A 12,427-nucleotide genomic window follows, 5' to 3' on the forward strand; every position below is an offset into this window, starting at 1 on the left:
GGAGAAAAAACATCGCGCCATGATCGCAGTCCGTGTACGACACCGCAGTGGCCATCGGTCATACGGCCAGACCCGGCATGGTCATTGCCGCGATATGAAAAACGTCATCGAGTGGCGTCAGTCTCCTGAATCCGGGCGCAGCGCACGGACTTTCACGCCGCTGCACCGCGAGCATCGGCACAACGGCAAGCGCCAGGGCCGTCCAGTTCCAGCCGGGTCGGGGGGATCCGCAGACAGAGGGAGAGAAGCGATGCGCAGCACCGCAACAGGAAGTACCGTCCTGGCCCTGCTCCTCGGGCTTGCAGCAACGCCGGCGCAGGCCGCCGACGTGGTCGGCGTGGCCTTCGTGCATGGCACCGGCGCGCAGACCAACGCCACCCAGGACTACTGGCAGCCGGCCATCATCGACACCGTGCGCCAGGGCCTGCCGAACAGCAGCAACTACGTTGTCATCAACTGCGACTTCACCCAGTACATGTGGAAGCCGGAGGCCGCCGGCTGCCTGGCCAACCAGCTGACCAGTTTCATCGACAGCCGCGGCATCACCCAGCTGGTGGTGATCACCCATTCCAACGGCGGCAACGTGGTGCGCTGGATCCTGTCCAACCCGACCTACGACAGCCGCTACCCGAAGATCATCCGCACGGTGCGCAAGGTCACCGCGCTGGCACCGTCCTCGGCGGGCACGCCGCTGGCCGATGCGGTGCTCAATGGCAATACCTTTGAAACCTCGCTGGGCTGGCTGCTGGGCTACAAGAACGACGCGGTGCGGCAGCAGCAGGTGGCGAGCATGGCCACCTACAACGCGCAGAACCTGTACGGCACCGCAGGCCGTCCCGCCCTGCCCAAGCCGTTCCGCGCGGTGGTCGGCAGTGACGTGGAATCGGCGGTGTGGGACAGCAACAGCTACTGCGGGGGCTATGCCGCCAATGTCGGCCTGGAGTTCACCCAGAACTGGCTGTCGTCCTGCTCCGACGGCTTCCTGGAGTGCAGCAGCCAGAAGGCCGCCGGCACCACCTGGTTCACCGACAAGCAGCGTACCCAGGGGGCAGAGCCGCTCAGCCACAACCAGAGTCGTCGCGAGTGCTTCGGCCTCGGCACGATCCTGCGCAACGACCTGACCCAGTGAGGGAGACGACCATGACGATCCATTCCACCCTGCTGGCCAGCGCGGTGCTGGCGGTGCTGTCCCTCTCCACAGCGCAGGCTGCGCAGCCGTTGAATGCCGCACGTGCCGGCGATCAGGTGCCCGCGGCGCTGGTTGCCGCGCCGTTGCCGGCCGATGAAAGCGAACACGCGCCGCTGTCCTTCGCTTGGGCGTTGGACCCGGCACAACCGCTGCAGGCGGCCACGCCGTATGCTTCTGTCAGCCGCAGCTACTGGCAGCAGGTCGATGGCGCGCAGCTGCAACGCGGCGTGGACCTGCCGCTGACCGCCGCCGATGCGGTGATCCAGCTGAGCCCGGCCGAAGGCGCGCGTGCAGTGCCGGCCAACACGTTGCAGGTGCGTGACCCGGCCGGCCGCAGCAGCGTGGCGCGCAGTGTCGACGCACGTGCGCTGCAGCAGGCCGGCATGCCGGTGAGCGATGGCAGCAGCATGCTGCGCACCGGCGCGACCAGTGCGGCCGGTGCGTACACGCTGCAGAGCGCGCAGGCACAGGGCCGCTACGTGGTGCAGGTGCTGGAGCCGAACAGCCCGCTGCGGCTGGAGGTGCAGGCCAACCAGCCGCAGGTGCTGGCCGGTGGCAACGTGCAGCTGCAGGCACGCCTGCTGGAAGACGGTGCCACCACCGCGCAGATGGCCTCGCGCCGCAGCAGCCTGGGCGGTGAAGCCCTGCTGGTCGCACCGGATGGACGCAGCTGGCCGCAGCGGTTGCTGCGCACCACCGATGGCGCCCTGCGTGCGCAGGTGCGGATTCCGGCTGATGTCGGCAACGTGCAGGGGCTGTGGGAGCTGCAGGTGTTCGCCCAGGCCGATGGTGTGTTGCGCGATGGCAAGGTGGCCTTCGCGGTGGCACGGCCGACCGCGCGCTTCAGTGGCCAGGCGGCGCCGGACCCGGCCAGCCGCCAGGTCGCACTGCCATTGCAGGTAGCCGCCGCTGGCCGCTACGAGGCGCGTGGCACGCTGTATGCCACCGGCCGCGATGGCCAGCTGAAGCCGGTCGCGCAGGCGCATGCGGCCGCGTGGTTCGATGGTCCGGGGCGTGGCCAGCTGGTGCTGCCGTTCGACCAGGCCGCGTTGCCGGCCGGCTTCGGCGCGCCGTACGAGCTGCGCGACCTGCAGCTGCAGGACCAGAGCCGGATGGCACCGATCGAATCGCGCGCGCTGGCGTTGAGGTTCTGAGGCTGGGTGCAGCGGGCCGGGATCCGGCCCGCTGCACCGCCATGGCGACGGAATGGCATCACATGGGGAATGGCATCACATGGGGAATGGCATCACATGGGGAATGGCATCACAACGGGGTAGAGTCGACTGTTAGTCGACTGCCTTTCGCCTGAATCGCAAAGATCCCGCGCTGCGCGCGATAGTCGACTGACAGTCGACTCTACCGCCGCCGGTTTCCCGGGCCCATCGGTTTCCAAGCCGTTTCCCTCGAGGGCTCCGCCTCAGCCCGCGTAAGCGGTCAACCGGCCTTCCTGCTCGCACACGGTGATGGCGCCACCGAACACCGACGACAGCGGCTCGTTGCGCAGCAGTTCGGCGCGGGTGCCATCGGCCAGCACACGGCCATCGCGCAGCAGCACCACGCGTTCGATCTCGGGAATGATCTCTTCGATGTGGTGGGTCACCAGCACCAGGGTGATGCCCTGCTGGGCGAGCACCCGCATGGTCGCCACCAGCTGTTCGCGGGCGACCAGGTCCAGTCCGGTGGAGGGCTCGTCCAGCAGCAGCGCCTGCGGCCGGTTGACCAGCGCGCGGGCGATCAGCACCCGGCGGGTCTCGCCGGCCGACAGCTCGGCATAGGCGCGCTCGCGCAGTGCCAGCGCGCCGGCCATCGCCAGTGTCTCAGCGACGCGTGCACGCATGTCGGCAGTCACCTCGCGGAAGGCCGGCACCACGTAGCTGGCGAAGAAGCCGGACAGCACGGCCTGTTCCACGGTCAGTCCCGGCATGTCGGCCAGGTTGCTGCTGAGATCGCCGGTGACGATGCCCAGCTGCGAACGCAGCCGATCCACCTGCCAGCGGTTCTGGCCCAGCACCTTCACGGCCACCGAGCCGTCGCTTTGCGCCAGCGGGTACAGCTCGCGGGTGATCAGCTTGATGAAGGTCGATTTGCCGCAACCGTTGGGGCCGAGCAGGGCAGTATGCTGGCCCTGCGCGATGCGCAGGCTGAGCCCGTGCAGCACCTTCACCTGGCCGCGCACCACGGTGGCGCGGTCCAGTTCGATCAAGGGGGGCAGCTCCGCAACGGGCGGGGCGGCAGTCATGGTGCTGGCGCGTGGATCAAGGCTCGACAACTCAGGTCCCCAACTGTGAACGGTGCCACGGATGACGGTGGCAATCACCGCCGCAGGGATGCAGTTTGCAACGCAAGCGCCCATGATGTCTGCCATCCCCGCGTCGATACGGAGAGCCGCCATGCCCGATGCCCTGATGTCCCTGTTGACCGGAGGTGTGCTGGGCCTGGGCTGGTGGGCCATGCTGGCGGTGCTGCTGGTCTTCACCCAGATCACCATCTTCTCGGTGACCCTGTACCTGCATCGCAGCCAGGCCCATCGCGGGGTCGATTTCCACCCGGCACTGGCCCACGTGTTCCGGTTCTGGCTCTGGCTCACCACGTCGATGATCACCCGCGAATGGGTAGCCATCCACCGCAAGCACCACGCCAAGGTGGAGACCGAGGACGATCCGCACAGTCCGGTCACCCGCGGCATCGGCAAGGTGTTCTGGCACGGCGTGGAGCTGTACCGGGAAGCGCGCGGCATGCGCGCGGACATCGAGCAGTACGGGCGTGGCACCCCGGATGATGCGATCGAGCGCCACCTGTACACCCCGCACGCCACGCTCGGCCCGGTGCTGCTGCTGGCGATCAACAGCGTGCTGTTCGGCCTGCCCGGCGTGGCCCTGTGGGCGATCCAGATGGCATGGATTCCATTCTGGGCGGCCGGCGTGGTCAACGGCCTCGGCCACTGGTGGGGCTACCGCAACTACGAATCGGCCGATACCTCCACCAACCTGACGCCGTGGGGGTTCTGGATCGGTGGCGAGGAACTGCACAACAACCATCATGCCTTCCCCAGTTCGGCGCGCTTCGCGATGCGGCGCTGGGAATTTGACATCGGCTGGAGTGCGATCCGCCTGCTGCAGGCGTTGCGCCTGGCCAAGGTGCTTCGCGTTGCACCGGCCATGGACGTACGCCCGAACATCACAGTGCCCGATGCCGAAACGCTGAAGGCGCTGCTCTCGCACCGCTTCCAGGCGATGACCGACTACCAGCGCAACGTGTTCATGCCGGCCCTGCGCGAGGAGGCCACCCACGCCGGGGCCAAGCTGCGTCGCCTGCTGCCGCGCCGGCTGCGCCGTGGCCTGGTCAATGATGGCCGCTGGTTGAAGCCGGACAGCCGCGCCCAGCTCAGCGAATGGGTGGCGCAACGGCCGCGCATCCGCACCCTGGTCGAGTACCGGGGGCGCCTGGCCGCGTTGCTGGAAGCGCGCGGCCACGATGCGGCCGAGCGCCTGCATCAGCTGCAGGCGTGGTGCCGCGAGGCCGAGGAAAGCGGTATCGCCGCGTTGCAGGCCTACGCCGCACGATTGAAGGGCTACAGCCTGGTGGGCGCGTGAGGACAGGGTACGGGCTTCTGCTGGTGGCGATGCTGCCGGGCGCGGCGCTGGCCCAGGTCACCGACACCGCCAGCTATCTGCAGCGGATGGACAGCGATGGCGACGGCAGGGTCAGCGAGGCCGAGTACGTGCAGTGGATGCTGTATGCCTTCGACCGCATGGACCGCAACGGCGATGGCGTGCTGGGCGCCGAGGAGCTGCCCGGCGGCAAGGGCAGGGCGATCAGCCGCGAGCAGCAGCGGCAGGTGATCGTGAAGCGCTTCCACACGCAGGATGCCAACGGCGACGGCTACCTGGATGCACGGGAGCTGGCGGCGCCGCCGCGCTGACTCTGCACCGTCGCCGGGCATGGCGCGGCGCTACCAGGTGCACCGGTCCCGGTAGCGCCGGGCCATGCCCGGCGTAGAATCACCGCATGCCTGAACTGCCCGAAGTCGAAACCACACGCCGCGGCCTGGCGCCGCACCTGCAGGGCCGTCGCGTGCATGGGGTGATCCTGCGCCGGGCCGATCTGCGCTGGCCGATTCCGCCGGAAGTGGCCGAGCTGCTGCCGGGGCAGCGCATCGAGGACATCCGCCGCCGCGCCAAGTACCTGCTGCTGGACACCGCCATCGGCAGCGCCGTGCTGCACCTGGGCATGTCCGGCAGCCTGCGCGTGCTGCCCGGCGACACCCAGCTGCGCGCGCACGACCATGTGGATATCAGCCTGGACAACGGCCGCCTGCTGCGCTTCAACGACCCGCGCCGCTTCGGCAGCCTGCTGTGGCAGCCGGCCGGCGAGATCCATCCGCTGCTGCAGGGGCTGGGCCCGGAGCCGCTGGACGATGCCTTCGACGGGGACTACCTGTTCGCCCGCAGCCGCGGCCGCAGCGCGCCGGTGAAGACCTTCCTGATGGACCAGGCGGTGGTGGTGGGCGTGGGCAACATCTACGCCGCCGAAAGCCTGTTCAAGGCTGGCATCAGTCCGCTGCGCGAGGCCGGGAAGATCTCGCGCGAGCGCTACCAGCGGCTGGCTGGCGCGGTGAAGGAGATCCTCGGCTACGCCATCACCCGTGGTGGCACCACCCTGCGCGACTTCATCAGCCCCGATGGCGCGCCGGGCTACTTCGAGCAGGAACTGCTGGTATACGGCCGCGATGGCCTGCCGTGCCCGAACTGCGGCCGCGCACTGAAGCACGCCACCATCGGCCAGCGCGCGAGCGTCTGGTGCAGCCACTGCCAGCGCTGAGCCGGACGGCCAGCGGCAGCTGAACGGGCAGGGCGCGTCTCCGCTGCCCGTTAACGTTTGTCTGCCTATGATGGCCGACCTTCCTTCTGTGCCTGACGCGCCTGCATGCAACGACGCGACTTCATCCGCAATGCCTCCCTCGCCCTGGCTGCATTCGGCCTGCCGTCCCTGCCCGCGTGCGCGGCCAGCAAGAGTGGCCAGATGGGCCTGCGCCGCCTCGGTCAGCCGCAGCCGTTCGACTTCGCCACCCTGAAAGGGCAGGCGCGGGCGCTGGCACAAGCGCCCTACAAGAGCCACAAGCGGGTGCTGCCGGGCCGCCTGGAAGGACTGGACTGGGACCAGTACCAGTCGATCGGCTATCGCCAGGACCACGCGCTGTGGGCCGACCAGCCGGGCAAGTTCCAGGCCAAGTTCTTCCACCTGGGCCTGTACTTCCATTCGCCGGTGCGCATGTTCGACGTGGTCGACGGCAAGGCGCAGGAGCTGGCCTATGACGGCGCGGCGTTCAACTACGGCAAGAGCGGCATCAAGGACGGCGAGCTGCCGGCCGATCTGGGCTTCGCCGGGTTCCGCCTGAACACCCGCAAGGACACCGACCGCGACTTCGCTGCGTTCCTTGGCGCCAGCTACTTCCGCGCCGTCGGCAAGGAAGGCCAGTACGGCCAGTCCGCGCGTGGCCTGGCGATCGATACCGGCATGGGCAAGCCGGAGGAATTCCCGGACTTCATCGCCTATTACCTGGAACAGCCGTCGGCCGATTCGGAAACGATCGTGGTCTATGGCCTGCTGGATTCGCCCAGCGTGGCCGGCGCCTACCGCTTCGCGATCACCAATGGCGATGTGCTGCTGATGGACATCGACAGCGCGCTGTACCCGCGCAAGGCGATCGAGCGCCTGGGCATCGCACCGTGCACCAGCATGTACCAGGTGGGCGAGAACGACCGCCGCATGGGCTGGGACTGGCGCCCGGAGATCCACGATACCGATGGCCTGTCGCTGTGGACCGGCGCCGGCGAGTGGATCTGGCGGCCGCTGCTGAACCCGCGCAACCTGCGCTTCAACATGTTCATGGACCGCAACCCGCGCGGCTTCGGCCTGCTGCAGCGTGACCGCAACTTCGACCACTACCAGGACGATGGCGTGTTCTACGAGAAGCGCCCGTGCCTGTGGGTGGAGCCGAAGGGCGAGTGGGGCGAAGGCTCGGTGCAGCTGGTGGAGATTCCCACCGTGGACGAGACCTTCGACAACATCGTGGCCTTCTGGAACCCGAAGGAAAAACCGCAGCCGGGCCAGGAGCTGCTGGTCGGCTACCGCCTGTATTGGGGCGCCGAGCCGCCGGCACGCCCGCCGCTGGCGCACTGCGTGGCCAGCCGCACCGGCCTGGGCGGCGTGGTCGGCAAGAAGCGCGAGTATTTCAGCTGGCGTTTCGCGGTGGACTTCGAAGGCGGCGAACTGGCCAGGCTGATCGACAAGGCCGAGGTCGAGGCGGTGGTGGAAGCCAGCCGTGGCCGGGTCGAGATCGTGTCGGCGCGCCCGCTGCGCGAGATCAACGGGTACCGCGCGATGTTCGACCTGGTGCCGCCGGAGGGCAGCACCGAGCAGATCGATATCCGCCTGTTCCTGCGCAGTGGCGGCAAGACCCTCACCGAGACCTGGCTGTACCAGTACACCCCGCCGCCGGCGGGTGCGCCGGAGCGCACGCTGTACTGAGTGGTTTGGGATTGCAGGGCTTGCAGCCCTGCACCTGCTTCAATCAAAAGCAACGTCAACAGCAGAAGCTGGTTTCCTGTGGGGACCCACCCCGCCTTCGACAGTTTTGCGCGATCTGTCGGAACAGCTCGTGGGGTCAGATCCGTTTTCCGAAGGAAAACGGATCTGACCCCGGAATTTCATTCGATATCTGACAGAGGTGTCGACCAAGGTCGACACCCACCAACAGCTGCGGGATTCTGTCAGAGGTGGGGCGGTGTCGGAGTGCGGGGTGTCAGCCGCATGGATGCGGCTGCCAAGCTTACAGGGACGTACTTGCAGCGTCTCCGCACTCCGACACCGTCCCGCCATCCCACGGAATGCCGCTTTGGCTTTGGCTGTTGCCGTTGCTGTTGCCTCTGCGGGTGCAGGGCGCAGCCCTGCCGAACACCCTCTACAGCGGCAGGGGCGCCTGCGCCGGGTCGATCCGCCCTTCACCGCGGGTGATCTTCTTGAACTCGGCACGGCTGACCGACACGTAGCGGTCGTTGCCACCGATCTCCACCTGCGGGCCATCCTTTACCGCGTGGCCATGTTCGTCCACGCGTACCGTCATCGTTGCCTTCTTGCCGCTGTGACAGATGGTCTTGATCTCCTGCATCTCGTCGGCCCAGGCCAGCAGGTACTGGCTGCCCTCGAACAGCTCGCCGCGGAAGTCGGTGCGCAGCCCGTAGCACAACACCGGAATGCGCAGCTGGTCGACCACCTCGCTCAGCTGCCAGACCTGGGCACGGGTGAGGAACTGCGCTTCGTCCACCAGCACGCAGCCCATCGGCCCGTGGGCGGCCAGGTCCTGCTCGACCCACTGCTGCAGGTCGGTGTCACGGTCGAACGCCATGCCCTCGGCGCGCAGGCCGATGCGCGAGGCGACCACGCCGGCGCCGGCACGATCATCCAGGCGCGGGGTCAGGATCGCCACCCGCATGCCGCGCTCGCGGTAGTTGTGCGCGCTCTGCAGCAGGGTGGTGGTCTTGCCGGCGTTCATCGCCGAATAGTAGAAATAGAGCTTGGCCATCGGCCAATTCTAGTCGCCCACCGCCTTGTCGTCGCGGACCGTGTCCGGCCGTCCTATCTCGACGCTGGGGGTCCGCGCGGGGCGCCAGTAGTTGTCCTGCAGGCACCAGTAGTCGGCGGCGCGCCAGTAGTCGTTGTCGTAGACGATGCTGCCCGGCGTCGCGATGCCCTGCTCGTTGCCGCGGCGGGGGACGACGATCAGGCCGGAGCTCACGTACCCGAGGCGGCTGCCGGTGATCTGCTGGCGGCCGTCCCTGAGGGCGCGCTCCATGCGAGGCTTGGCCACGCGGTCGCCATAGTCGGCATAGACCTGCTGGCCGCGCTCGATCGCCTGTGCCTGCTGCAATGCGTCCAGGCGTGCCCAATAGTGCTCCCGCAGCACCAGGAAGTCGTGATACATGCGCTCGGCGGCAAGGTCCATCCAGATGTAGGCCATCACCGGATCGGCCCGGGTACCGAGGCCCTCCTGGTACAGCCGCGCCACCATGGCCTGGGAGAATTTGTCGGCGTAGCGCGCCGAACGCTTGTAGTAGTCCAGCGCCCTGGCGGGCTGTCTGTCCCGTTCGGCCTGCTGGGCCATGCTGCGCCAGAACAGGTCCGGATGGGCATCAAAGAAGCCTCCGGTCAGGACGGTTGGCGGGATCTGCCGCGGGGCCTCCACCGGGCATTCCCTGGCGGTCACGCCAGCGGCCATCGACAGGCCCAGCAGCAGGCAGAAGAGTGGAGCGTGCTTCGCTTTCATATGATCGCCCTCCTGGCAATGACTATGGAAATACGAACGTCAGCGCCCCGCGCCTTCCACCGGGCTGAGTGGGCCGACCTCGACGCTGCGGCCGCGGAATTCCTGTTCCCAGATGCGGTCCTGCATGCACCAGTAAGCTGCAGGGTCCCAGTACGCATCCCGGTAGTAGTCATCGCCGCGGGTCGGCCAGCCGGCTTCCGGGCCGTCGGACAGTTCCACCTGCAGCATCGAGCTGACCCAGCCGGTACGGCTGCCGGTCATGCGGCTGCGGTCCACGCGCATGGCAGCCTCCATGCGCGGCTTGGCCGTGGCATCGCCGTAGGCCGCATACAGCGCCGGCCCTTCGGTGAGCACCCGTTGCCGCTGCGCGGCATCCAGGCGGTTCCAGTAGCGCTCGCGCTCCAGCAGCAGGTCGCGGTAGCCGCGTTCGGCGGCCAGGTCCATCCAGATGTAGGCCAGCACCGGATCAGGGGCGGTACCCGTGCCCTCCTGGTACATGCGCGCGACCAGCGACTGCGACAGCTTGTCGGCGTGCGCGGCTGCCCGCTTGAAGCGCACCAGCGCATGATCGGGCCGGCCCTGGCGCCACGACTGCAGGCCCAGCTCGCGCCAGTGCAGATCAGGATGAGCCTGCAGGAAGCCCTGGGTCATCAGCGCAGGCCGCAACGATGCGCCAGGATCGGGCGCGCAGTCCGCACTGCGGGCGGCCAACGGCGCCAGCAGCAACAGCAGGGTGCCCAGCAGGGCGGCAGAAGCGGTCGGGCGCATGCACCTGGCTCCAGTGCTCCGGTGGCGAATCAATAGCTTAGGAACGGTGTGCATGCAAGTCAGGTCCGCCCGCTGCGGCCCCGCTACAATCCCATTCCCATGCACGGTCTCAATCCCCCCCAAGCCGCCGCCGTCCTGCACATCGAAGGTCCGTTGCTGGTGCTCGCCGGCGCGGGCAGCGGCAAGACGCGCGTGATCGTGGAAAAGATCGCCCATCTGATCGGCAGCGGCCGCTATCCGGCACGCCGCATCGCCGCGATCACCTTCACCAACAAGTCGGCCAAGGAAATGCGCGAGCGTGTGGCCAAGCGCCTGCGCGAGCAGGATGCGGACGAGGTGACCATCTGCACCTTCCATGCGCTGGGCCTGAAGTTCCTGCAGATCGAGCATGCCGCTGTGGGCCTGAAGCGTGGTTTCTCGATCTTCGACGCCGACGATGCCGCCGCGCAGATCAAGGACCTGATGTACGGAGCCAAGCCCGACGACATCGAGGACATGAAGAACCTGGTGTCGCGCGCGAAGAACGCCGGCCTGTCGCCCGAGCAGGCGATGGCCGCCGCGCGCAGCAACCGCGAGAAGGAAGCGGCCAGCGTCTACGAGCGCTACCAGCTGCGCCTGACCGCGTTCAATGCGGTCGATTTCGATGACCTGATCCGTTTGCCGGTGCAGATCCTGGAAGAGAATCCGGAGATCGCGCTGGCCTGGCGTGAACGCATCGGCTACCTGCTGGTGGACGAATGCCAGGACACCAACGACGCGCAGTATCGCCTGCTCAAGCAGCTGGCCGGTGAGAAGGGCAACTTCACCTGCGTGGGCGATGACGATCAGTCGATCTACGCCTGGCGCGGCGCCAACCCGGAAAACCTGCAGCAGATGGGGCGCGACTACCCCACGCTGGAGATCATCAAGCTGGAGCAGAATTACCGCTGCTCCAACCGCGTGCTGCGCGCTGCCAACGCGCTGATCGCCAACAACCCGCATGAGCACCTGAAGAAGCTGTGGAGCGACCAGGCCGACGGCGAACGCATCCGCGTATGGGAATGCCGCAACAGCGAACACGAAGCGGAAAAGGTCGCCGCCGAGATCGCCTTCGTGGCCCAGTCGCGCAACGTGCCGTGGAGTGATTTCTGCATCCTGTTCCGCGGCAACTTCCAGTCGCGCCCGCTGGAAAAGGCGATGCAGCTGCTGCGCATCCCCTACCATCTGACCGGCGGCACCATGTTCCTGGAGCGCCAGGAAGTGAAGGACACGCTGGCCTGGCTGCGCCTGCTGGTGAACCCGGACGACGACACCGCGTTCATGCGCGCGGTGCAGTCGCCCAAGCGCGATGTGGGTGCCGGCACGCTGGCCAAGCTGGCCGAGCTGGCGCAGGAAAAGGACATGCCGATGGCGCAGGCCGCCGAGGCGATCGGCGCACTGCAGCAGCTGCCACCGCGCGCGGCCAACAGCCTGGCCCGCTTCACCGATATCCTGCGTGACCTGCGTGCGCAGACCCGGCAGGTCAGTTCCGGTGACATGATCCGCAAGGTCGCCAAGGAATCGGGCCTGCTCAGCGAGCTGCGCCAGCAGGCCAAGGAAGAGGCCAGCTACCAGCGCCGCGCCAACAACATCGAGGAACTGGCGCAGTGGTTCGAGGGCGGCCCGCGCGGTGCCACCGCCGCTGACCTGGCCGGCCAGCTGGCGCTGCTGTCGCGCAGCGACAAGGACGAGGGCGGCAACCAGGTGCGCATGATGACCATGCACGCCTCCAAGGGCCTGGAGTTCCCGTATGTGTTCATCGTTGGCTGCGAGGACGGCGTGCTGCCGCACCAGGTGAGCCTGGACGAGGGCAACCTGCAGGAAGAACGTCGCCTGCTGTACGTGGGCATCACCCGCGCCAAGATCCAGCTGTGGATGAGCTACAGCAAGCTGACGCGCAAGTTCGGCGAGCATGTGCGGCTGAAGCCGAGCCGGTTCTTCGAGGAGATTCCGGCCGAGGAGATCCAGCGCGATGGCGCTGACCCGGTGGCGGATGCGGCACGGAAGAAGGAGCGCGCCAGCGCGGGGTTGGCTGCGATCGAGGCGCTGTTTGATTGATCGGCGAACGGCGCCAACCACGAGGGGCTGCGCCGTTCGCAGTGCATTCGTGGTGGGCCGGGCGGGTG

General features: G+C 67.7%; 11 protein-coding genes. 7 read left to right on the forward strand and 4 right to left on the reverse strand.

All coding sequences use genetic code 11. The features are described 5' to 3' along the window. Nucleotides 1-250 precede the first annotated feature (250 nt). Both QRO91_RS19410 and QRO91_RS19415 read left to right on the forward strand, forming a co-directional pair. Nucleotides 251-1,129, forward strand: a complete 879-nt coding sequence (locus QRO91_RS19410) for a hypothetical protein (RefSeq protein ID WP_049429161.1) — start codon at nt 251-253, stop codon at nt 1,127-1,129. 11 nt (nt 1,130-1,140) lie between these two features. Further along, a complete protein-coding gene (locus QRO91_RS19415) occupies nt 1,141-2,343 on the forward strand; it encodes a DUF4785 domain-containing protein (protein ID WP_100443734.1) in 1,203 nt (400 codons plus the stop codon). A gap of 263 nt (nt 2,344-2,606) precedes the next feature. On the opposite strand, the gene QRO91_RS19420 is transcribed toward QRO91_RS19415, so the two are convergent. Next, a complete protein-coding gene (locus tag QRO91_RS19420; RefSeq protein WP_049431099.1) occupies nt 2,607-3,428 on the reverse strand; it encodes an ABC transporter ATP-binding protein in 822 nt (273 codons plus the stop codon). Nucleotides 3,429-3,579: 151 nt separating this feature from the next. Between QRO91_RS19420 and QRO91_RS19425 the strand changes: the two genes are divergently transcribed. From QRO91_RS19425 to QRO91_RS19440, 4 genes are all read left to right on the forward strand, one after another. Further along, on the forward strand, nt 3,580-4,782 hold the full coding sequence (locus QRO91_RS19425) for an acyl-CoA desaturase (RefSeq protein ID WP_049431096.1): 1,203 nt from the start codon (nt 3,580-3,582) through the stop codon (nt 4,780-4,782). Next, nucleotides 4,779-5,111, forward strand: coding sequence for an EF-hand domain-containing protein (locus QRO91_RS19430; protein WP_049431095.1), 333 nt, complete (start codon nt 4,779-4,781; stop codon nt 5,109-5,111). Before QRO91_RS19425 ends, QRO91_RS19430 begins: the two co-directional genes overlap by 4 nt. An 86-nt stretch (nt 5,112-5,197) precedes the next feature. Next, the gene (gene mutM / locus QRO91_RS19435; protein WP_049431091.1) at nt 5,198-6,010 is read left to right on the forward strand and encodes a bifunctional DNA-formamidopyrimidine glycosylase/DNA-(apurinic or apyrimidinic site) lyase; all 813 of its coding nucleotides are present in this window, start codon (nt 5,198-5,200) and stop codon (nt 6,008-6,010) included. Between the two features lie 105 nt (nt 6,011-6,115). Beyond that, nucleotides 6,116-7,720 (forward strand): glucan biosynthesis protein, encoded by a 1,605-nt coding sequence (locus QRO91_RS19440; protein ID WP_049431089.1) that lies wholly within the window; start codon nt 6,116-6,118, stop codon nt 7,718-7,720. A 433-nt stretch (nt 7,721-8,153) separates the two neighbouring features. Here QRO91_RS19440 and QRO91_RS19445 read toward each other — a convergent pair whose 3' ends face one another. From QRO91_RS19445 to QRO91_RS19455, 3 genes are read right to left on the reverse strand one after another with little or no spacing between them, the layout of a single operon-like run. Then, the gene (locus QRO91_RS19445; protein WP_049426678.1) at nt 8,154-8,774 is read right to left on the reverse strand and encodes a thymidine kinase; all 621 of its coding nucleotides are present in this window, start codon (nt 8,772-8,774) and stop codon (nt 8,154-8,156) included. Nucleotides 8,775-8,783: 9 nt separating this feature from the next. Next, nucleotides 8,784-9,515 carry a sel1 repeat family protein gene (locus QRO91_RS19450; RefSeq protein ID WP_049426677.1) on the reverse strand — a complete coding sequence of 244 codons (732 nt, stop codon included), beginning with the start codon at nt 9,513-9,515 and terminating at the stop codon, nt 8,784-8,786. A 39-nt stretch (nt 9,516-9,554) separates the two neighbouring features. Continuing rightward, the gene (locus tag QRO91_RS19455) at nt 9,555-10,283 is read right to left on the reverse strand and encodes an SEL1-like repeat protein (RefSeq protein WP_049426676.1); all 729 of its coding nucleotides are present in this window, start codon (nt 10,281-10,283) and stop codon (nt 9,555-9,557) included. 99 nt (nt 10,284-10,382) lie between these two features. Here QRO91_RS19455 and QRO91_RS19460 point away from each other — a divergent pair, with 99 nt between their 5' ends. Beyond that, nucleotides 10,383-12,359, forward strand: a complete 1,977-nt coding sequence (locus tag QRO91_RS19460; RefSeq protein ID WP_049426675.1) for a UvrD-helicase domain-containing protein — start codon at nt 10,383-10,385, stop codon at nt 12,357-12,359. The last annotated feature ends 68 nt before the right edge of the window (nt 12,360-12,427 follow it).

The organism is Stenotrophomonas maltophilia group sp. Smal32, assembly GCF_030237085.1.
Classification (GTDB): Bacteria; Pseudomonadota; Gammaproteobacteria; order Xanthomonadales; family Xanthomonadaceae; genus Stenotrophomonas; species Stenotrophomonas maltophilia_Q.